Origin of the sequence: Hydrogenophaga sp. (genome assembly GCF_050250835.1) — a bacterium.
Classification (GTDB): Bacteria; Pseudomonadota; Gammaproteobacteria; order Burkholderiales; family Burkholderiaceae_C; genus Hydrogenophaga.
On the sequence record NZ_JBFWNX010000009.1, the window covers coordinates 1 to 19,455 of the forward strand.

Here is a 19,455-nt window from a genome sequence, read left to right on the forward strand (position 1 = left end):
CGGGGGGCAGCGACCCGCGCAGCGGCGGAGCGTGGGGGCCAGGGGCCAGCCGCCGGGCCGCCCCAAGGCAGGCCCAGCCCCCTCGGGGGGCAGCGACCCGCGCAGCGGCGGAGCGTGGGGGCCAGGGGCCAGCCGCCGGGCCGCCCCCAAGGCAGGCCCAGCCCCCTCGGAGGGCAGCGACCCGCGCAGCGGTGGAGCGTGGGGGCCAGGGGCCAGCCGCAGGGCCGCCCCCAAGGCAGGCCCAGCCCCCTCGGGGGGCAGCGACCCGCGCAGCGGTGGAGCGTGGGGGCCAGGGGCCAGCCGCAAGGCCGCCCCCAAGGCAGGCCCAGCCCCCTCGGGGGGCAGCGACCCGCGCAGCGGCGGAGCGTGGGGGCCAGGGGCCAGCCGCAGGGCCGCCCCCAAGGCAGGCCCAGCCCCCTCGGGGGGCAGCGACCCGCGCAGCGGTGGAGCGTGGGGGCTCTACCTCTCCGGCCACATCACGCCGGTGTCGCTCAGGATCGCGTCCAGCGGCACGTCGTGCGCTTCGGGTTTGAGGTGCGGCAGGTAGCCGAAGTCGTAGCCCAGGCCCACCGTGAAGGGTTTGGGTTGCAGGCTGGCCAGCGTGCGGTCGTAGAAACCGCCGCCATAGCCCAGGCGAAAACCACCAGGCCCATAACCGACACAGGGCACGAAGATCAAGGTGGGTTCGATGATTTCGGTGTCCTTGGGTTTGGGAATGCCATAGGCGTCCTCTTCCATCGGGCAGCCGGGGTACCAGGTATAGAAGGTCAGCGTCTTGTCGATCTTGTTGACCACCGGCAGGCCGATGCGGCGATGCCGCTGCGCGCCCTGCGCGTCCTCTTCCAGCCCCGCCTCCTGCCAGCGGAACAGCGCGGGCAGCGGATCGAATTCGCCCTTGATTGGCCAATAGGCACCAATGACTGCATCGGGCCGCTCGATCAGCCACACCCGCATGACACGCTGCAGCAAGTCGTTGCGCAGGTTGCGGTCCGCCAGAGCCTGGCGCTTCTCGATCAGCGACTTGCGCCACTCGATCTTCAGCGCAGCCGCCGATCCTTCAGCGGGCGGTGTGTGGGGTCGTGAGGCACTGTGACCGTCTTTGTTGTCCATAATCAGCGCATGAAACGGGTTGGTATGACACAGGGAATTCAGCAGCGGATCGCAGGCAGCTGGCGGCTCATTATGGCGGGCGCGCTGCTGCAAGCCGGCGTGGCTGGTGCGCAGCCCGCTTCGGGCGGGGCGGATGCCGCCTTGCTGGAGATGCGCGAAGCCTTCCGGCGCAACAACACGGCGCAGCTCGCCAGCTTGCTGCCCCAGGCTCGGGGCCATGCGCTCGAACCCCTGGCCCAGTACTGGAACATGCGGCCGCAACTTGAATCCGCCAGCCCGACCGACGTCCGCGCTGCGCTGGCCCGCATGGCCGGCACCTATTGGGAAGACCGGCTGCGCAACGACTGGCTGCTGCTGCTGGGCAAGGCGCGCAACTGGACCGACTTCGAAACCGAGTTGCCCAAATTCCGCATGCAGGACGACCGCCAGGTTCGGTGCTATGGGCTCATGCTCGATGCAGCGGCCGGACGCATCGCCTCCGAAGCCGCAGCTGCGCAGGTGCAGGCCAACTGGCTGGCCCAGCGCGAAGCGGAAGACGGCTGCGCCACCGCCGCGCAAGCCCTGCTGGCCAGCGGCCACCTGAAGCCCGAAGCGGTGTGGCAGCGCGCGCGCCTGGCCATGGATGCCAACCGCCCGCGTGTGGCCAGCCAGGCGGTGGCCCTGCTGGATGCCGAGCGGGCACAGACCGTGGAACAAATCGCGAACGATCCGGCGAAGTACCTGGACCACAAGATCACGGCCCTGCGCACACCCACCAAGGAACTGGTCACGCTCGCCATCATCCGCCTGGCCGCCAGCGACCCGACGGCGGCGGCGGTCGAGGCCGACCACGTGCGCTGGAAAACGCAGCTCACCCGGGAAGAGCGAAGCTGGATCTGGGGGGTGATCGGCAAGCGCGCGGCGCAAAAGCTGCAGACCGAAGCGCTGAGCCATTTCGCCAACGGCGAAGACCGTTTCATGCACGACGAGCATCTGGCCTGGAAGGCCCGCGCCGGCATGCGTGTGGGCGCCTGGAGCGATGTGCGCGACGCCGTCAACGCCATGAGCGACGTCCAGCGCAGCGATCCGGCCTGGGTGTACTGGAAGGCACGCGCGATACAGGCGCTCAGGCTGCCCGACCCGATCGCCGCGAACTCGCAGGCCAACGCGCTGTTCGAGTCCATCGCCGCCCCACGCGGCTTCTACGAACTGCTCGCCATGGAGGCACTCGGCCTTCCGATCGCCGTGCCGCCCGCCCCTGAGGCGCCAAGTGCCGACGAGATCGCGGCGGCCCAAGCGAACCCCGGCCTGCGCCGTGCACTGATCGCCATGCGGCTCGGCCTGCGCAGCGAAGGCGTGCGCGAATGGAACTACACGGTGGGACTGCACACGCCGGGCGGCATGCCCGAGCGCGAACTGCTGGCGGCCGCCGACCTGGCCTGCCGCGCCGAGCTCTGGGACCGCTGCATCAACACCAGCGAGCGCACGCCGCTGGTGCTGGATCACGCTCAACGCTACCCCATGCCGCACCGAGACACGGTGGTCCCGCGCGCGAAAGAGATCGGACTGGATCCTGCCTACGTGTACGGCCTGATCCGCCAGGAAAGCCGCTTCATCGTCGAGGCACGCTCGGGCGTCGGCGCCTCCGGCCTGATGCAGGTGATGCCCGCCACCGCCCGCTGGACCGCTCGCAAGATCGGCCTGACCGACTTCAAGCCCGGTCAGATCACCGAGCGCGACACCAACATCCTGATCGGCACGGCCTACCTCAAGTTTGCGCTGGACGATTTCGAAGGCTCACTGCCGATGGCGGCCGCCGCCTACAACGCCGGGCCCAGCCGCTCACGCGCCTGGCGCAACGGCCCTACGGTGCCAGGCGATGTGTGGGCGGAGAACATTCCCTTCGAGGAAACACGCGACTACGTCAAGCGGGTGCTGGCCAACACCACCCACTACGCCGCCATCATCACGGGGCAGCCGCAATCGCTGCGCGCGCGCCTGGGCACCGTCGGGCCGCGCTCGCAGACGGCACAGGCCATCAACACCGAACTGCCATGACGACACCCATCGGAAACGTCCTTGTCCTCGGCGGTACCGGCTTCGTCGGCCGCCACGTCTGCGAGAAGCTGCACCGCCAGGGTTGGCGCATCACCGTGCCCACGCGGCGCGCCATCAACGCCGCACAGGTTCAACACCTGCCGCGTGTGACGGTGATCGAGGCCGACGTGCACGATCCCGCGCAACTGCTCAGCCTGCTGCAGGGTCAAGACGCCGTGGTGAATCTCGTGGCGATCCTGCACGGCAGCGAAGAGGCTTTCGAGAAGGTCCATGTGGAGCTGCCGCTGGCCATCGCCGAAGCCTGTGCGGCGGACGGCCTGCGGCGGATGGTGCACGTCAGCGCACTGGGGGTGAGCCAGGATGCACCTTCGCGCTACCAGCGCAGCAAGGCGAACGGCGAAGAGGTCTTGCGCGGAGCCAGCCTGGACCTGACCATCCTTCGTCCCAGCGTGATCTTTGGCGCCGGGGACCGCTTCCTCAACCTGTTCGCCCGCATGCAGGCGGTGCTGCCACTGGTGCCGCTGGCCGGCGCCAGTGCGCGCTTCCAGCCGGTGTGGGTGGAAGATGTGGCGCAGGCGGTGGTAGCCAGCCTGCGCGACACCGACCTGCCCATGAGCAGCGTAGGCCAGACCTTCGAATGTGCCGGGCCCGAGGTTTTCACGCTGGCCGATCTGGTGCGCATCGCCGGGCGCCATGGCAGTCGCCAGCGCGCGGTGCTGCCGCTGCCCGACGCCCTGGCGCGGCTGCAGGCGCGCGTCATGGAAATGCTGCCGGGCGAGCCGCTGTTGAGCCTCGACAACCTCGACGCCATGACAGTGGACAACGTGGCCACCAACCAGTGGCCCGGCCTGGCTTCGCTGGGCATCGCTGCCGCCAGCGTACACACCGTGGCCCCCACCTACCTGGGCGATCATGGCGCCCGCAGCCGGTTGCTCGCTTACCGTCATTCGGCCCGTCGTTAAGGCATTTGGAGAACGAACCCCCCAGGGTGAGGTATTTGTTTGGCACACTTCGTCGCCTCGCCAAAAGCGAGTACTTCCAACCGACAGGAGAGCCCATGACCGCCACCCTTGTACCCTCCCCGCTGCCCACCCCGATCCAGCCCCGCGTCAGGTTGATGCAGGACAACCCAGGTGTCCGCACCGAACACCAGCGAGAGGTGATCAACCGCCTCAAACGCATCGAGGGCCAGGTGCGTGGCCTGATCGAAATGGTCGACAGTTGCCGGTCTTGCGAGGACGTGGCGCAACAGATGTCGGCCGCGCGCAAAGCCATGGACAAGGCGTTCTACCGCATGATGGCCTGCACGGTCATGGAAGCCGTCTCGGAATCGGCCACGGAAGTCGAGACCTTCCGCGAGGTGGAGCGCTCCACACGCATCCTGGAAAAATACGCCTGAGGTCTGTTTGCCCCCACGCTCCGCCGCTGCGCGGGTCGCTGCCCCCCGAGGGGGCTGGGCCTGCCTTGGGGCGGCCCGGCGGCTGGCCCTTTCTTGTTGCCCCCACGCTCCGCCGCTGCGCGGGTCGCTGCCCCCCGGAGGGGGCTGGGCCTGCCTTGGGGCGGCCCGGCGGCTGGCCCTTTCTTGTTGCCCCCACGCTCCGCCGCTGCGCGGGTCGCTGCCCCCCGAGGGGGCTGGGCCTGCCTTGGGGCGGCCCGGCGGCTGGCCCGTTCTCGTTGCCCCCACGCTCCGCCGCGAAGTGAATCAATGGGGCCTGGTTTGGCATCAATGCCATGAACAGGCCCTAACATTCCGGGATTCAACCGAGGAATCCCATGGCACTGCAGCTCTACGTCGGCAACAAGAACTACTCGTCCTGGTCCATGCGCCCCTGGGTGCTGATGAAGCAGGCTGGCATCGAGTTCGAGGAAGTGATGGTGCGCTTCGATTCCTTCGACGCGGATTCCGCCTTCAAGAAAAACCTGCGCGCCGTCAACCCGGTGGGCAAGGTGCCGGTGCTGGTGGACAACGGCTTTGCCATCTGGGACACGCTGGCGATCGCCGAGTACCTCGCCGAGATGTTCCCCCACCATCAGTTGTGGCCCGCTGACCCGAAGGCCCGTGCCCGGGCGCGCAGCGTCTGCGCCGAGATGCACAGCGGCTTCAGTGCCTTGCGCAATCACTGCCCCATGAACATCGAGGCCTCGCTGCCCGATGTGGGCCGCCTCATCTGGCGCGACAAAGCCGACGTGCGAGCCGACGTCGCGCGGCTCTGTGGACTGTGGGGCGACCTGCTCGCGACCCAGCCCGGGGGCAGCCTGCTGTTCGGCGCATTCACCATTGCCGATGCGTACTTCGCCCCGGTCTGCATGCGCATCAACACCTACGAACTGCCCGTGCCGGCCGATCTGGCGGCGTATGTGGCCCGCGTCACCGCGCTGCCCGGCGTTCAGGCCTGGATCGAGGACGCGCTCGCCGAGAAGGACTTCATCGACTTCGACGAGCCCTATCGACTTGGGCGATGAGAGGGGCGAAGCCCCCTAAACTCGCCCCATGAAAACCTACCTCGTGGGCGGCGCCGTGCGCGATGCGCTGATGGCGCGGGCCGCTGGCTCGCTCCAGGGCTCACACGTGGATCGCGACTGGGTGGTGGTGGGCGCCACGCCCGAGTCCATGGTGGCCCAGGGCTTCCTGCCGGTCGGGCGTGACTTCCCCGTTTTCCTGCACCCGCAAACGCGCGAGGAATATGCGCTGGCGCGAACCGAGCGCAAGACCGCACCGGGCTACCACGGCTTCGCGTTTCACGCGGCGCCCGGCGTCACGCTGGAAGACGACCTGGCGCGGCGCGACCTGACCATCAATGCCATGGCGGTGGCGGCCGAGCACGCCAACGAGCCCGCACACGCCCCCGTGATTGATCCGCACCACGGCCAGCAGGACCTGCACGACCGCCTGCTGCGCCACGTCACCGACTCGTTTGCCGAGGACCCCGTGCGCATCCTGCGCGCAGCGCGCTTCGCTGCTCGCTTCCCCGACTTCACCGTGGCCCCCGAGACCCAGGTGCTCATGCGCCAGATGGTCGAGCACGGCGAGGTCGATCACCTGGTGGCCGAGCGTGTGTGGCAGGAGCTCTCACGCGGGCTGCTGGAGCAGCGGCCCAGCCGCATGTTCGAGGTGTTGCGTGACTGTGGCGCACTGCAGCGTCTGTTGCCCGAAGTGGCTCGCCTGTGGGGCGTGCCCCAACGGGCCGAACACCACCCTGAGATCGACACCGGCGTGCATCTCATGATGGTGCTGGACATGAGCGCGCGCCTGAACGCGAACCTGGCCACGCGCTTCGCCTGCCTGTGCCACGACCTGGGCAAGGGCACGACATCACCGGAGGTGCTACCGCGCCACATTGGCCACGAAGCTCGCAGCGCCAGCCTGCTCAGGCAGGTGTGCGATCGCTGGCGCGTGCCGGTGGAGTGCCGTGAATTGGCCGACGTCGTGGCACGCGAACACGGCAACATCCATCGCAGTGGCGAACTCGGCGCGGCCGCGCTGGTGCGCCTGCTTGAGCGGTGCGACGCCATGCGAAAGCCCGGGCGGTTTCAAGACGTGCTACTGGCCTGCGAGTGCGACGCACGGGGCCGCCTGGGGCACGACGAAAGCGCCTACCCCCAGCGCCAGCGCCTGGCTCAGGCGCTGGCGCTGGCCCAATCGGTGGACACGGCGCAGGTCGCCCAACAGGCGCAGGCAGACGGGCTCACCGGCCCGCGGGTGGGGGAGCGCATCCAGCGAGCCCGCGTGAAAGCGGTGGCCCAGGGCATGGGCCTCGATTCGCCGGACTGACTCCGAAAAAAAAGCAAGAGCGGCAACCAGTCCCGCACCACTGCGCTTGGTCAAATGCGCACGCGGCTCGGCTCGTCGCTGCGTCTGTTACGGTAGAGGCTTGATGATCACATTCCCCAGACTGCTGACAGACCGCTCGGCCCTGTTTCTGGATTTCGACGGAACGCTTGCCGATCTGGCCCAACGGCCCGACTCGGTGCAGGTCCCCCGGGAACTCGTGCCGCTGCTGGACCGCCTGCACGATCGGCTGCATGGCGCACTCGCGTTGGTCACTGGACGTGCGCGCGAAGACATCGAGCCCATGCTCTCGCCGTGGCGCTGGCCGGCGGCGTTCGAGCACGGATCGGTCCGCCAGTCCACTCACGGCAGTTCCCTGCAGCCCGAACCGCTTGGTCTGGCCGCGGTATTGCAGGCCGCACGCAACCTCGCTGCGCATCACACCGGCTTGCTGGTGGAACACAAGCGCACGTCCATGGCACTGCACTTTCGACAGACCCCGTCGCTCGAAGCTCTTTGCGTGACCACGATGGCCTCGGCCATTGCCAACGATCCAGACCTTCAGCTGCTGCGCGGCAAGGCCGTGGTCGAGGTGAAGTCCGCCCGCGTGAGCAAAGGCCGGGCGATCGAGGCCTTCATGCAGGAAGCGCCTTTCGCCGGCCGCGCACCGGTGTTCGCCGGTGACGATGTGACCGATGAAGCCGGCTTCGAAGTGGTGCAGCGCCTGGGCGGCGAAGGCATCAAGGTGGGCGATGGCCCCACCTGCGCGCTGCACCGCTGCCCCAGTCCCGACGCTTTGCGAACCTGGCTGTCCGACTCGCTGCACACCCACACCCCCACGCCATGAAGCCTGAAGATAGCCCGTCCGTCGCACGCGGATTTGCACCGCCCACCGCCGCTTCTCTTTCGCTGGGCGTGGTCGGCAATTGCGCCTTCAGCGCATTGATCGACCCTCACGGCCGAGTGGTCTGGAGCTGCCTGCCACGCTTCGACGGCGATCCAGTGTTCCACGCCCTGCTGGGCGGGGAAGACGCCCAGCAGGGCTCGTTTGCGATCGAGATCGAGGACCTGGCCGAGGCGCGCCAGCGCTATGAACCCAACACGGCGGTGCTGGTGACCGAGCTTTGGGATCGACACGGCCAGGGCATCGCCATCACCGATTTCGCGCCGCGCTTCCTCTCGCGCGGCCGCTACTTCCGCCCCACCATGCTGGTGCGCCGAGTGCGCCCGCTGCAAGGTGCGCCACGCATCCGCGTGAGCCTGACACCGCGTTTCGACTGGGGGCGCCAGGAGCCCACCATCACCTCGGGCAGCAACCACATCCGATACGTGGGCGACCAGCAAACGCTGCGCCTGCAGACCGACGCGTCGATCAGCTATGTGCTGGCGCGCGAGCCCTTCCTGCTCACACGCGAACACAACTTCCTGCTCGGCCCGGACGAAACCCTGGAAGGCGGCATCGGCGACACGGCACGTCATTTCGAGCAGGAAACGCTGGCCTACTGGCGCGGCTGGAGCCAGCGCCTGGCGCTGCCCCTGGAATGGCAGGACGCGGTGATCCGCGCGGCGATCACGCTCAAGCTTTCGCTGTACGAGGACACGGGCGCGATCATCGCCGCCATGACCACCAGCATCCCTGAGGCGCCGGGCACGCAGCGCAACTGGGATTACCGCTACTGTTGGCTGCGCGATGCCTTCTTCGTGGTGCGCGCGCTCAACAGCCTGGCCGAGGTCGGCACCATGGAGGACTACCTTCGCTGGCTGGCCAATGTGGTCGTGGGCGCGGGCGGCGGACATGTGCAACCGTTGCACGGCATCGGCCTGGAGCGTGAGTTGCCCGAGCGCATCTGCGAAACGCTGCCGGGCTACCGGGGCATGGGACCGGTGCGCGTGGGCAACCAGGCGCAGGAACATTTTCAGCACGACGTGTACGGCAACATCGTGCTCGCCGCCGCACAGGCGTTTCACGATCGCCGCCTCCTGCACCCGGCGGGTCAGGCCGAGTTCGAGCGGCTGGAGGCAGTGGGCGAGCAAGCCGTTCGCATCCATGACCAGCCCGACGCAGGAATGTGGGAGCTGCGCACGCGTGCGCGCGTCCACACCAGCTCGGTGCTGATGTGCTGGGCCGCCTGCGACCGCCTGGCCAAGATCGCCCACACGCTGGCCCTGCCGGAACGCACGGTCTACTGGCGGCGGCATGCCGATGCCATGCGCGAACGCATCCTTCACGAGTCGTGGAGCGAGGAACGCCAGGCCTTTGCAGAAAGTTTTGGCGGCCGCGACCTGGACGCCAGCGTGCTCCTGATGGCCGAGGTCGGGCTCATCGACCCCAGGGACCCGCGCTTCATCTCAACGCTCGACGCGCTGGAGAAACACCTGTGCGACGGCCCGTTCATGCGCCGCTATGAAGCGGCCGACGACTTCGGCAAACCCGAGACCGCGTTCAACATCTGCACCTTCTGGCGCATCGACGCGCTGGCGCGCATCGGCCGCGTGGCCGAGGCCCGCGCCATTTTTGAAACCATGCTGGCCGCACGCAATCCGCTGGGCATGCTCTCCGAAGACACCCACGCCACCACCGGCGAAATGTGGGGCAACTTCCCACAGACGTATTCCATGGTGGGCATCATCAACGCGGCGGTGCGCCTCTCTGCCGACTGGGACACGGTGATCTAGATGGGAAGACTGGTCGTCGTCTCCAACCGCATTGCCGATCCGCGCAAGACCGCCTCGGGCGGGCTCGCTGTGGCACTGGGTCAGGCACTGGAATCGTCGGGCGGGTTGTGGTTCGGCTGGAGCGGCAAGGTGGTGGAGGATGGCACGCCCGGCGAAGGCGAGGTCCATCTGCATGCCGCGGGCAAGGTGCAGCTCGCCACCGTGGACCTGAGCCGAGAAGACCACGACAGCTACTACCTGGGTTACAGCAACGGTGTGCTGTGGCCGGTGTTTCACTACCGCCTGGACCTGGCCGATTTCGATGCCGGCTACATCGGTGGATACCGGCGCGTGAACCAGATGTTCGCGCACAAGCTGGCCAGTCTGCTCCAGCCCGACGATGTGATCTGGGTCCACGACTACCACCTCATTCCGCTGGCCGCCGAACTGCGCGCCATGGGCTGCAAGCAGCGCATGGGCTTTTTCCTGCACATCCCGCTGCCACCGCCCTTGATTCTGGCCGCTGTGCCCGAGCACGACTGGCTCATGCGCTCGTTCTTCGCCTACGACCTGGTGGGCCTCCAGAGCGAAGCCGATGTGGCGCACTTCGCTCGCTATGTGGGCACTGAAACGCCGGCCGACATCCTGGGCGAGCACGAATTCCGCGCCTACGGCAAGACGCTGCAGGTGCAGGCTTTCCCGATCGGCATCGACGTGGACGAGTTCATCGAACTCGGCAAGGGCCGCGAATCGCGGGACATGTACGAACAGATGCGCACGGAATATTCGCGCCGGCGCCTGTTGCTGGGCGTGGAGCGCATGGACTATTCCAAAGGCCTGCCGCAACGCCTCAAGGCGTTTCGCCAATTGCTGCAGGAATACCCGGAAAACCTGGGCAGCGCCACGCTGATCCAGATCGCCGCGCCCAGCCGCGAGTCGGTGGACGCCTATGCCGCGCTGCGCCAGGAGCTCGAGAGTCTTTGCGGCGCCATCAACGGCAACTTCGGCGAACTCGACTGGATGCCGGTGCGCTACATCCACCGCAGCGTGGCGCGCAAGCGCCTGCCCGGCCTGTACCGCGCGGCCAGCGTGGCACTGGTCACGCCGCTGCGCGACGGCATGAACCTCGTGGCCAAGGAATTCATCGTCGCCCAAGACCCTGAGGACCCTGGCGTGCTGGTGCTCTCGCGCTTTGCCGGTGCGGCCGAGCAGATGCGCGAAGCCTTGCTGGTCAACCCTTACGACACCTCGCGCACGGCGCAGACCATCCAGCGCGCCCTGCAGATGCCGCTGGAAGAACGCCAGCGCCGCCACCAGGCGCTGCTGGCGCAGACCAGGGCGAACGACGTGCACTGGTGGCGCGAGCGTTTCCTGGCCGCACTTGCGGCCATTCCCGCTCCGTAATCCATCCTCGCCGCAGGCGCCGGTCGCAAGGCCGGCGCCTGCTTTGCTTTTTCTTTCTCTGGAGGAACTTCCCCATGACCGACAACTTCATCGACATCGCCAGCCGCTGGTGGATCAGCCTGGGTGGCGCCGCCGCCAGCCTCACGCGCATCGTGGTGATCATCCTGGCGGCCTGGTTGCTCGTGATCGTGTTGCAGCGTGCCGTGCGAACCCTGCGCGAGCGCATCGCCAACCGCATGGACGACCGCGAGGCCGTCAAGCGCGCGCAGACGCTGGGCCGCGTGTTTCGCTACCTGGTGGCCGTGGTGGTGAGCCTGGTGGCCGGCATGCTGGTGCTGGCCGAGCTCGGCGTCTCGGTGGCCCCGATCCTGGGTGCGGCCGGTGTGGTGGGCCTGGCGGTGGGTTTTGGCGCACAGAGCCTGGTCAAGGACTACTTCACCGGCTTCTTCCTGCTGCTGGAGAACCAGATCCGCCAGGGCGACGTGATCAGGATCGGTGACCACGCGGGATCGGTCGAAGAAGTCACCCTGCGCTACGTGCAGCTTCGCGACTACGACGGCAACGTTCACTACGTGCCCAACGGCACCATCAGCACCGTGATCAACATGTCCCGCGGCTTCAGCAACGCGGTGATGGACATTGGCGTGGCCTACCGCGAAAACGTGGACGAGGTGATGCAGGTGATGCGCGACGTGGCCGCCCAGATGCGGGAACAACCGGACTACCTGGGCAAGATCCTGGCCGACCTCGAGATCGCTGGCGTTGACAGCTGGGGAGACTCTGCCGTGGTGATCCGCTGCCGCTTCCGCACGCTGCCGCTGGAGCAATGGGGCGTCAAGCGTGAGTATTTGCGCCGGCTCAAGGCGGCGTTCGACGCCAAGGGCATCGAGATCCCCTTCCCTCACCTCACGGTGTACGCAGGCCAGGACCGCGACGGCAAGGCGCCCGCCTTCGCGCTGCGCCAGATGGCCGAGACCTGAGGAATCCCACGGTGGCCGTGGGATATCGGCCCTGAGCGCTGGTGGGACACGGCCGCGTGTGCCACCATGCGGCCAACCCATCCCACCACCATGGCCGCCCGAAATCCCCTCAACCGCTCGCTGGCGGACGGCATCCGGCGGGTGGGCTTTCGCAAGTGGTACGAGCGTGAGCTGCTCTCCAGCCATGCCCACATGCTTCTGGCCCTGCTCTCGGTGGTGGCGTTGCTGGCCAGCCTGGAGGCCATCGGCGGCGCCACTTCCGGCGAACGGTTCATGAATGTCGGCTTCGTGGTGCTCTGCGGCGCCATAGCGCTCTGGGCCTTGCGGCGTTACCTCTACCTGCTCATGCACGCCGAGGAAATGGCCAACCAGGCCAATTGCCCGCAATGCAAGTCCTACGGCCAGCTCCAGCTGATCGAGGCCCAGCACCGCCCAAATGCCGGCTGGGTGCCGGTGTGCTGCAAGCGATGCGGCTTCAACTGGAAGCTCGACGACGACGACGACAGCGGCGCCTGAGCGCGGCTCAGCCCAGGGTGTCCAGCGCGCACGCCGCACCGACCAGGGCGGGCGGCTGTTCCGAGGCAATCACCCACACGGGAATGGCGGCCAGGTAGGCGTGAAAACGCCCCTTCGCTTCAAACCGCTCGCGAAAAGGCGAGGTGTCGAACCAGGTGCCCAGGCGGGGGACGATGCCACCACCGATGTACACCCCGCCACGCGCACCCAGCGTGAGCGCCAGATCGCCAGCCACCGCCCCCAGGAGCGCACTGAACAGGTGCAGGGCTTCTTCGGCCTGCGGGTGTCGGCCTGCACGCGCGGCTTCACTCACCGCAGCAGCGCGGTCCAGTCCGGCGGGGCTGGCGCCGTCGGCCTCGCACAGGAGCATGAAGGTGTCGAACAGCCCCGGCCCGCTGAGCACGCGCTCGGCCGAGGCATGGCCATGCCGGCGCTGGAAGCCTTCCATGACCAGGCGCTCGCGGGGCGTGGCCGCCGGCAGGGTGACGTGCCCCCCCTCGCCCTGGAGCGGCACCCAGCCGCCACGACCGTCGGGCAGCAGGCCGGAGACGCCCAGGCCGGTGCCCGCGCCCAGCAGGCCAATGGCCGCGCCCGACTGCGGGGGGCCGCCGCCCACCTGGCGCAACGCTTCGGCCGGCAGGTGCGGCAGGGCCAGGGCCAGGGCGGTGAAATCGTTGATCACACGCAGCGTGCGCAAGCCGAATTCGGCCTTCAGTGCGGCCTGGGAAAACGACCAGTCGTGGTTGGTCATGCGCACCGCGTCGCCCGTGACCGGGTTGGCCATGGCGATGGCCGCCACCTGGGGCCGCAACGTGCCCAGCCCGTCGAGGTAGGCACGAAGGGCGTGCTGCAGGCTGGGGTGCTCGGCCACGGGCAGCACCCGGACCCGCTCGATGGGTGCGCCGGCGCCCGCCTGCCAGGCGAAGCGGGCATGGGTGCCGCCCACGTCGGCCAGCAAGCGGCCAGAAAGGGGACTCGAAGACATGGATGCGGAGGGTCTGGCTGTTGAAGGCCACACCATACCGCGTCGAGCGCTCGCGCGTCAGGCGCCCCGATGCGATCGCACCCAGCGCACGATATCGGCCGCGCCCATGGCGCCAGCCTGGCGTGCGACCTCGCGCCCACCGACGAACAACGCCAACGTGGGAATGCTGCGAATCTGCAGCCGCGCGCCCAGCGCCTGGGCTTCCTCGGTGTTGACCTTGGCCAGGCGGATGGCCGGTTCGAGTTGTTGGGCTGCGGCTTCGAACTGAGGCGCCATGGCCCGGCAGGGGCCGCACCAGGGTGCCCAGAAATCGACCAGCACCGGCACGTCGGAACGGGCCACATGCTTGTCGAATGCCGCCTCGTCCAGCGCCACGGGGTGTCCGTCGAACAGGGGGCGATGGCACTTCCCGCAATCGGGCGCCTGGGTCAGCGCCTCCCGGGCCACTCGGTTGGTGGTGTGGCAGTGGGGGCAGACGACGTGCAGGCGATCGGTGGACATGAGTGGCTCCGTGAGGGTATGGCTCCCAGATGGTCGCCAGGCGACGGAATTCAAGCCGGGTCAGATCACCTGGGCGATGAGGCTGGCCACGAAACTCAGCAGGATGGTGGTGGTGAAGGGCAGGAACCACTCGCGGCCGAAGGCCTTGAAGCGGAAGTCGCCGGGCAGCTTGCCAAAGCCCAGCTTGTGCAGCAGCGGCGTGAACCAGCTGATCAGCAGCAGGGCCAGGAAGATGACGATCATCCAGCGGATCATGCTCAGACCTTCACAGTCGATGGGTGCGGTCGCCCGCCGAGAAACCCAGCGGCACCCAGTCCGCCGCACCGCCGGAGGGTGCCAGCGCCAGTACCTTGAAGAGCTCGCCCATCTCGTGCTCGTTGAGCAGCTTCTGCATCATGACGTTCTGGCGCACGTCGGCGCGCGCTGCCAAGTCCAGCAGGCCGCAGTTCAGCAGAAAGCGGCCCTGGCTGGTGTAGCCGATCACGTCCAGCCCCGCTTCCTGTGCGGCCAGGGCCACGCCGGTGAAGTTCACATGGGCGGTGATGTCCTTCATACCCACATCGGCCAGGGGCTCGCTGTCGCTGCGGTGGCCTCGGTGGCAGATCAACGTGCCCATGGTGCGCTGCGGGTGGTAGTACTCGGCCTCGGGAAAGCCGTAGTCAAGCAGGAAGGCGGCGCCGCGTTCCAGGCGATCGGCCAGGGTCCGCACGAATGCCTCGGCCTGGGGATGGATTTCGGTGAGGTAGTCGTGCTCGCCAGTCACCCCCAGTGGCGGGCGCAGTTCGGTAGGTCGGTCGGCCCAGGCGAGCTGGCCGGCGCCGTCCAGCACGACGCCGCGTTCAAACCACGCGCCACCCTGGCGCGCCAGCAATTGCACCGGCATGGCGTCGAGCACCTCGTTGCCCAGCACCACCCCGTGCAGCCGCTCGGGCAGTGCGTCGACCCAGTGCACCCGGCCCGCGTGCGCTTGCAGCGTGGCGCGCTGGCGCTCGCGCAGGCTGCCGGAAAGATCCACGATGGTGTAGCGTGCGGGCGCCTGGCCGAGCACGGCCAGCGCATCGAGCACCTGCCGCGCCAGCGCACCGCTGCCGGCGCCGAATTCCCACACCTCTTCGGTGCCGGTGGCCGCCAGCGCCTGCGCCACCTGGCGGGCCAGCGCGTGGCCGAACAGCGGGGTGAGCTCGGGCGCGGTCACGAAATCGCTGCCGTCCTGGGGCAGATGGCCGAACTTCGGCGCTTCATTGGCGTAGTAGCCGAGGCCGGGTTCGTACAGGGCCAGTGCCATGAAGCGGTTGAAAGGCAGCCAGCCACCCGCCTGGGCGATGGCCCCGGCCACCCGCGCCAGGAGGGGGCTCGCTACACTCTCGGGTTCTGTTGCCATGGGGGTCCGCACCCCCGGATTGTCCGTCATGTCCAGCACCGCCTCCCCAATCCACTCCACCCCGCGCACCGTGCTCGTCACAGGCGCGGGCAAGCGTCTGGGCCGCGAGATCGCGCTGGCGCTGGCGGGCGCAGGCTGGAACGTCGCGGTGCACCACCGCCAGTCGGTCGACCAGGCCAATCGGACGGCCGCAGATTGCGAAGCCCTGAACGGCCGTGTTGGCGGCGCCCGGTCTTTTTATGCCGACCTCGGCGAAGAGACCAGCGTGCGCGCCCTGCTGCCCGCCGTGGTGGCGCATTTCGGGCAGCTGGATGCGGTGGTCAACAGCGCCTCCACCTTCGAGCACGACAGCGCCAGCAGCTTTGGCTTTGCCGCCATGGAGCAGCACCTGCGCGCCAACACCGGCGCCGCCGTGTTGCTGGCACAGGCGCTGCACGAGCACCTGCAGTCGCGCGAGACCGAAGGCGCGGTGGTCAACCTGCTGGACCAGAAGCTCTGGAACATGAACCCTGACTTCTTCAGCTACACGCTCTCCAAGGCCGCCCTGCAAGCCGCCAACACCATGCTGGCGCTGGCCCTTGCGCCGCGCGTGCGCGTGGTCGGTGTGGCGCCTGGCCTGACGCTCACCAGCCACTTGCTGAGCGACGAGAAGTTCGCCGAACTGCACCGCCAGTCGCCACTGGGACGCTCGTCCACCCCGCAGGACGTGGCCGCCACCGTGGTCTTTGCGCTGGACAACCGCTCCATCACCGGCACCACGCTGCTGGTGGACGGCGGCCAGCACCTGATGCGCTTCGAGCGCGATTTTTCCCTGATGTGATGTCCATGAACGCCAAACAAGCGGGGACGCAGATCCTCACGCTCACCGGCCTGCGCTTCAACGCCAACCTGGGCATCCTGGACCACGAGAAGTCCACACCGCAGCCCATCCAGGTGGACGCGGAACTCAACCAGGGCACGCAGCCGCTGCTGCCGCACGACGACGACATCGGCCATGTGCTGGACTACCGCAAGGTGCGCCAGATCATCATTGACGAATGCACCGCCGAGCACGTGAACCTGCTGGAGAGCCTGATCGGCAAGCTCACGCGCCGGCTGATGCAATTGCCTGGCGTGATCGGCGTGCGGGTGAAGATCGCCAAGCTGGAAATCTTCGAGGACTGCGAAGTGGCCATCCGGATGGAGAGTGGGCAATGGTGAGCACTCCACCTGCCAGGCCTTGAATCAAGCATGGTTTGACAAGTTATTCATTTTTCATAACTTGTCAAACTTCAGTAGAATCGCCCGCATGAACCCGATCCGCAACCCCTTCGCGCCTGGCGCGGGCACGCCGCCGCCGGAACTGGCAGGGCGCGATGCGCTGCGCGAATCGCTGCGCATCGCACTGGAGCGCGCGCGCATCGGGCGCCCCGCCAAGAGCGCCATGCTGGTCGGGCTGCGCGGCGTGGGCAAGACCGTGTTGCTCGACCGCGTGCGCGACGACGCGGAGGCCGCCGGCATTCATACCGTGCGGCTGGAAGCACCGGAAGGCCGGTCGCTGCCCGCATTGCTGGCGCCCCAATTGCGGCAGGCCCTGCTCAGGCTGAGCCAGACTGAGGCTGCCAAGGCGTTTGCCATACGCGGTTTGCGCGCACTGGCCGGCTTCGCCAGCCGCCTGAAGGTGACCTACAACGACATCGAGGTCGGCATCGACTACGAAGCCGAGCCGGGTCTGGCAGACAACGGTGACCTGGAGCACGACCTGCAGGCCCTGATGGAACAGGTCGGCCTGGCGGCGAAGGCGGCGGGCACCGCGCTGGCGATCTTCATCGACGAGCTGCAGTACGTGGAAGAAGCGCAACTGGCCGCGCTGATCACCTCCCTGCACCGCACCGCCCAGCGCCAGTTGCCGGTGGTGCTGGTGGGCGCTGGCCTGCCGCAATTGCGCGGCCAGCTGGGCAACGCCAAATCGTACGCCGAGCGCCTGTTTGATTTCCCCGAAATCGGCGCGCTGCCCAGCGATGCCGCCACGCAGGCGATTGAAAAGCCGTTGCACGACGAAGGCGTGGAGATCACGCCGCCGGCGATCAAGGAAATCCTGCGCCTGAGCCAGGGCTATGCCTATTTTTTGCAGGCCTGGGGCAGCCACACCTGGCTGGCTGCAGAAAGCAGCCCGATCGGGGTCGATGTGGTCCGCAAGGCCAGCGTCACGGCGGTGGCTGCGCTGGATGAGGGATTTTTCCGCGTGCGCTTTGACCGCTGCACGCCGAAGGAAAAAAAGTACCTGCGAGCCATGGCATCGCTGGGCCCGGGCCCGCACCGATCCGGCGACATCGCCAACTGCCTGGACGAAAAGGTCTCGTCGCTTGCACCGACCCGAAGCTCGCTGATCACCAAGGGCATGGTCTGGAGTCCGACACATGGCGATACGGCATTCACCGTGCCCATGTTCGACGAATTCATGCAACGCATCATGCCCGGTGACAGCTGGCGATAGCCGCCGGAAAAAGGAATCCGATGAACACCGAACTCGAAAACCACAAACTTGAAAAACGCCTGTGTCGCGAGGTCGGGCGCGCCATCGTGGACTACAACATGATCGGCGAAGGCGACCGCGTGATGGTCTGCCTGTCGGGCGGCAAGGACAGCTACGGCATGCTCGACATCCTGCAGAAACTGCAGGCGCGCGCACCGGTTCGATTTGAACTCATCGTGGTCAACCTGGACCAGAAACAGCCCGGCTTTCCGGCCGACGTGCTGCCCGCGTACCTCACGAAGCTCGGCGTGCCGTTCCACATCGAGAACCAGGACACGTACTCCATCGTCAAGCGCGTGATTCCCGAAGGCAAGACCATGTGCAGCCTGTGCAGCCGTTTGCGCCGGGGCATCCTGTACCGCGTGGCCAGCGAACTGGGCGCGACCCGGATTGCGCTAGGCCACCACCGCGACGACATCCTGCAGACCTTGCTGCTCAACATGTTTTTCGGCGCCAGGCTCAAGGGCATGCCGCCCAAACTGGTGAGCGACGACGGGCAGCATGTGGTGATCCGCCCCATGGCCTATGTGGCCGAGAAGGACCTCGCCCGGTGGGCCGAGATTCGGCAGTTCCCCATCATTCCCTGCACCCTGTGCGGCAGCCAGGACAATCTGCAGCGCAAGCAGGTGAGCCTGATGCTGCAGGATTGGGAGAAAAAATTCCCCGGTCGGGTCGAGAACATGTTCACCGCGCTTCAGAACGTGGTGCCCAGCCACCTGATGGACCGCACCCTGCACCCCTTCGCCCGGCTGGAAGCCACGGGCGAACCCGATGAAAACGGCGACAAGGCTTTCGACGAAGAAGCCGTGGCAAACCCTGCCGCGACGGTGGAACGCTTTGTAAATGTCGGGAACGCCGGGACGGAACGCGCGGTCATAACCATTTCAACGACGAACTGATTTCGCCGAGCGGGCGGGTGGGACGACTGCATGACCTGGATTCGAACCTTGATTTCCGGCCTGGCGCTGCTCGCCCTCAGCGGTTGTGCCAGCGTGTTCCTGGTGGACAACCAGGTGCAGAGCTATGCGCGCTGGGGGGAACGCACGGGCGCGCCCCCCAGCGCGGCCGTGCCACAGGCACCGCAGATCTACCGCTTCGACCGCCTGCCTTCCCAGCGCCAGGGACCGGGAGCTGCCGGGCAGACCGAGATCGAGAACCTGACGGCACTGGCGCTGGCCAAGTTCGGCTGGACGCGCGCTGCCGAGGGCACCGCCGCCCCCTGGACGGTGCAGGTCAATGCCGCCACGCTTCGCCTGCCACGCGCTCCCTGGGAAGATCCCTACGACGGTTGGCGCGGCTTCGGCCCAGGTTTTGGTTTTCCGGGCCGTGACTACTACGTGACCGGCACCGGGCAGGTGATTTTCGGTCCACCCGCGATGTTCATGCGCGTGGAAACGCCGTATTACCAGCGCCAGGTCTCCATCGTGGTGCGGCATGCGGCCACCGGGCAGGTGGTGTACGAAACCCGCGGCGCGCACGATGGCCGCTGGCACAGCTCGAATGCGCTCTGGTCGGCCATGCTCGACGCCGCGCTTCGCGGCTTCCCCTCGCCGCCCGAAGGCTTGCGTCAGGTCGACATCGAAGTCCCGCGCTGAGCCATCG

At 67.6% G+C, this 19,455-nt stretch carries 20 protein-coding genes; 15 read left to right on the forward strand and 5 right to left on the reverse strand.

Annotated features, from left to right (window positions below):
- Window positions 1–459: 459 nt before the first annotated feature.
- Complete coding sequence (locus tag AB7F11_RS12380; protein WP_428291183.1) at window positions 460–1,110, reverse strand: 5-formyltetrahydrofolate cyclo-ligase; 651 nt, start codon at window positions 1,108–1,110, stop codon at window positions 460–462.
- Window positions 1,111–1,134: 24 nt separating this feature from the next.
- Between AB7F11_RS12380 and AB7F11_RS12385 the strand changes: the two genes are divergently transcribed.
- From AB7F11_RS12385 to AB7F11_RS12430, 10 genes are all read left to right on the forward strand, one after another.
- Window positions 1,135–3,147: a transglycosylase SLT domain-containing protein gene (locus AB7F11_RS12385; protein ID WP_428291184.1), complete on the forward strand. Its 2,013-nt coding sequence runs from the start codon at window positions 1,135–1,137 to the stop codon at window positions 3,145–3,147.
- Window positions 3,144–4,109, forward strand: coding sequence for a complex I NDUFA9 subunit family protein (locus AB7F11_RS12390; RefSeq protein ID WP_428291185.1), 966 nt, complete (start codon window positions 3,144–3,146; stop codon window positions 4,107–4,109). Before AB7F11_RS12385 ends, AB7F11_RS12390 begins: the two co-directional genes overlap by 4 nt.
- Before the next feature lie 95 nt (window positions 4,110–4,204).
- A complete protein-coding gene (locus AB7F11_RS12395) occupies window positions 4,205–4,546 on the forward strand; it encodes a metal-sensitive transcriptional regulator (RefSeq protein ID WP_428291186.1) in 342 nt (113 codons plus the stop codon).
- A gap of 374 nt (window positions 4,547–4,920) precedes the next feature.
- Window positions 4,921–5,610, forward strand: a complete 690-nt coding sequence (locus AB7F11_RS12400) for a glutathione S-transferase family protein (RefSeq protein ID WP_428291187.1) — start codon at window positions 4,921–4,923, stop codon at window positions 5,608–5,610.
- 28 nt (window positions 5,611–5,638) lie between these two features.
- Window positions 5,639–6,919, forward strand: a complete 1,281-nt coding sequence (locus AB7F11_RS12405) for a multifunctional CCA addition/repair protein (protein WP_428291188.1) — start codon at window positions 5,639–5,641, stop codon at window positions 6,917–6,919.
- 103 nt (window positions 6,920–7,022) lie between these two features.
- Window positions 7,023–7,763 (forward strand): trehalose-phosphatase, encoded by a 741-nt coding sequence (gene otsB, locus AB7F11_RS12410; RefSeq protein WP_428291189.1) that lies wholly within the window; start codon window positions 7,023–7,025, stop codon window positions 7,761–7,763.
- Window positions 7,760–9,592, forward strand: coding sequence for a glycoside hydrolase family 15 protein (locus AB7F11_RS12415; RefSeq protein WP_428291190.1), 1,833 nt, complete (start codon window positions 7,760–7,762; stop codon window positions 9,590–9,592). The genes otsB and AB7F11_RS12415 overlap by 4 nt, the downstream gene beginning before the upstream one ends.
- Window positions 9,593–10,975 carry an alpha,alpha-trehalose-phosphate synthase (UDP-forming) gene (gene otsA, locus AB7F11_RS12420; protein ID WP_428291191.1) on the forward strand — a complete coding sequence of 461 codons (1,383 nt, stop codon included), beginning with the start codon at window positions 9,593–9,595 and terminating at the stop codon, window positions 10,973–10,975.
- A gap of 74 nt (window positions 10,976–11,049) precedes the next feature.
- Window positions 11,050–11,955 carry a mechanosensitive ion channel family protein gene (locus AB7F11_RS12425; RefSeq protein ID WP_428291192.1) on the forward strand — a complete coding sequence of 302 codons (906 nt, stop codon included), beginning with the start codon at window positions 11,050–11,052 and terminating at the stop codon, window positions 11,953–11,955.
- Window positions 11,956–12,045: 90 nt separating this feature from the next.
- Entirely contained in the window at window positions 12,046–12,471 is a 426-nt protein-coding gene (locus AB7F11_RS12430) for a hypothetical protein (RefSeq protein WP_428291193.1), read from the forward strand.
- 7 nt (window positions 12,472–12,478) lie between these two features.
- Here AB7F11_RS12430 and glk read toward each other — a convergent pair whose 3' ends face one another.
- From glk to AB7F11_RS12450, 4 genes are read right to left on the reverse strand one after another with little or no spacing between them, the layout of a single operon-like run.
- Window positions 12,479–13,456 carry a glucokinase gene (gene glk, locus AB7F11_RS12435; protein ID WP_428291194.1) on the reverse strand — a complete coding sequence of 326 codons (978 nt, stop codon included), beginning with the start codon at window positions 13,454–13,456 and terminating at the stop codon, window positions 12,479–12,481.
- 57 nt (window positions 13,457–13,513) lie between these two features.
- Window positions 13,514–13,957: a thioredoxin TrxC gene (trxC, locus tag AB7F11_RS12440; RefSeq protein ID WP_428291195.1), complete on the reverse strand. Its 444-nt coding sequence runs from the start codon at window positions 13,955–13,957 to the stop codon at window positions 13,514–13,516.
- Between the two features lie 60 nt (window positions 13,958–14,017).
- Complete coding sequence (locus tag AB7F11_RS12445; protein WP_428291196.1) at window positions 14,018–14,212, reverse strand: DUF2905 domain-containing protein; 195 nt, start codon at window positions 14,210–14,212, stop codon at window positions 14,018–14,020.
- A gap of 10 nt (window positions 14,213–14,222) precedes the next feature.
- A complete protein-coding gene (locus tag AB7F11_RS12450; protein WP_428291197.1) occupies window positions 14,223–15,338 on the reverse strand; it encodes a class I SAM-dependent methyltransferase in 1,116 nt (371 codons plus the stop codon).
- 28 nt (window positions 15,339–15,366) lie between these two features.
- On the opposite strand from AB7F11_RS12450, the gene AB7F11_RS12455 reads away from it, so the two are divergent.
- From AB7F11_RS12455 to AB7F11_RS12475, 5 genes are all read left to right on the forward strand, one after another.
- The gene (locus AB7F11_RS12455) at window positions 15,367–16,158 is read left to right on the forward strand and encodes an SDR family oxidoreductase (protein ID WP_428291198.1); all 792 of its coding nucleotides are present in this window, start codon (window positions 15,367–15,369) and stop codon (window positions 16,156–16,158) included.
- On the forward strand, window positions 16,158–16,538 hold the full coding sequence (locus tag AB7F11_RS12460; RefSeq protein ID WP_428291199.1) for a dihydroneopterin aldolase: 381 nt from the start codon (window positions 16,158–16,160) through the stop codon (window positions 16,536–16,538). Before AB7F11_RS12455 ends, AB7F11_RS12460 begins: the two co-directional genes overlap by 1 nt.
- A gap of 88 nt (window positions 16,539–16,626) precedes the next feature.
- The gene (locus AB7F11_RS12465; RefSeq protein ID WP_428291200.1) at window positions 16,627–17,814 is read left to right on the forward strand and encodes an AAA family ATPase; all 1,188 of its coding nucleotides are present in this window, start codon (window positions 16,627–16,629) and stop codon (window positions 17,812–17,814) included.
- Window positions 17,815–17,834: 20 nt separating this feature from the next.
- Window positions 17,835–18,752: a tRNA 2-thiocytidine(32) synthetase TtcA gene (gene ttcA, locus AB7F11_RS12470; RefSeq protein WP_428291201.1), complete on the forward strand. Its 918-nt coding sequence runs from the start codon at window positions 17,835–17,837 to the stop codon at window positions 18,750–18,752.
- A 30-nt stretch (window positions 18,753–18,782) separates the two neighbouring features.
- Window positions 18,783–19,448, forward strand: coding sequence for a DUF4136 domain-containing protein (locus AB7F11_RS12475; protein WP_428291202.1), 666 nt, complete (start codon window positions 18,783–18,785; stop codon window positions 19,446–19,448).
- Window positions 19,449–19,455 lie beyond the last annotated feature (7 nt).

What these genes read in the sequence shown, in the direction of transcription:
- AB7F11_RS12380 (WP_428291183.1), bottom strand. Translation starts at nt 1,110, where the DNA reads ATGGACAACAAAGACGGTCACAGTGCCTCACGACCCCACACACCGCCC.
- AB7F11_RS12385 (WP_428291184.1), top strand. Translation starts at nt 1,135, where the DNA reads ATGACACAGGGAATTCAGCAGCGGATCGCAGGCAGCTGGCGGCTCATT.
- AB7F11_RS12390 (WP_428291185.1), top strand. Translation starts at nt 3,144, where the DNA reads ATGACGACACCCATCGGAAACGTCCTTGTCCTCGGCGGTACCGGCTTC.
- AB7F11_RS12395 (WP_428291186.1), top strand. Translation starts at nt 4,205, where the DNA reads ATGACCGCCACCCTTGTACCCTCCCCGCTGCCCACCCCGATCCAGCCC.
- AB7F11_RS12400 (WP_428291187.1), top strand. Translation starts at nt 4,921, where the DNA reads ATGGCACTGCAGCTCTACGTCGGCAACAAGAACTACTCGTCCTGGTCC.
- AB7F11_RS12405 (WP_428291188.1), top strand. Translation starts at nt 5,639, where the DNA reads ATGAAAACCTACCTCGTGGGCGGCGCCGTGCGCGATGCGCTGATGGCG.
- otsB (WP_428291189.1), top strand. Translation starts at nt 7,023, where the DNA reads ATGATCACATTCCCCAGACTGCTGACAGACCGCTCGGCCCTGTTTCTG.
- AB7F11_RS12415 (WP_428291190.1), top strand. Translation starts at nt 7,760, where the DNA reads ATGAAGCCTGAAGATAGCCCGTCCGTCGCACGCGGATTTGCACCGCCC.
- otsA (WP_428291191.1), top strand. Translation starts at nt 9,593, where the DNA reads ATGGGAAGACTGGTCGTCGTCTCCAACCGCATTGCCGATCCGCGCAAG.
- AB7F11_RS12425 (WP_428291192.1), top strand. Translation starts at nt 11,050, where the DNA reads ATGACCGACAACTTCATCGACATCGCCAGCCGCTGGTGGATCAGCCTG.
- AB7F11_RS12430 (WP_428291193.1), top strand. Translation starts at nt 12,046, where the DNA reads ATGGCCGCCCGAAATCCCCTCAACCGCTCGCTGGCGGACGGCATCCGG.
- glk (WP_428291194.1), bottom strand. Translation starts at nt 13,456, where the DNA reads ATGTCTTCGAGTCCCCTTTCTGGCCGCTTGCTGGCCGACGTGGGCGGC.
- trxC (WP_428291195.1), bottom strand. Translation starts at nt 13,957, where the DNA reads ATGTCCACCGATCGCCTGCACGTCGTCTGCCCCCACTGCCACACCACC.
- AB7F11_RS12445 (WP_428291196.1), bottom strand. Translation starts at nt 14,212, where the DNA reads ATGATCCGCTGGATGATCGTCATCTTCCTGGCCCTGCTGCTGATCAGC.
- AB7F11_RS12450 (WP_428291197.1), bottom strand. Translation starts at nt 15,338, where the DNA reads ATGGCAACAGAACCCGAGAGTGTAGCGAGCCCCCTCCTGGCGCGGGTG.
- AB7F11_RS12455 (WP_428291198.1), top strand. Translation starts at nt 15,367, where the DNA reads ATGTCCAGCACCGCCTCCCCAATCCACTCCACCCCGCGCACCGTGCTC.
- AB7F11_RS12460 (WP_428291199.1), top strand. Translation starts at nt 16,158, where the DNA reads ATGTCCATGAACGCCAAACAAGCGGGGACGCAGATCCTCACGCTCACC.
- AB7F11_RS12465 (WP_428291200.1), top strand. Translation starts at nt 16,627, where the DNA reads ATGAACCCGATCCGCAACCCCTTCGCGCCTGGCGCGGGCACGCCGCCG.
- ttcA (WP_428291201.1), top strand. Translation starts at nt 17,835, where the DNA reads ATGAACACCGAACTCGAAAACCACAAACTTGAAAAACGCCTGTGTCGC.
- AB7F11_RS12475 (WP_428291202.1), top strand. Translation starts at nt 18,783, where the DNA reads ATGACCTGGATTCGAACCTTGATTTCCGGCCTGGCGCTGCTCGCCCTC.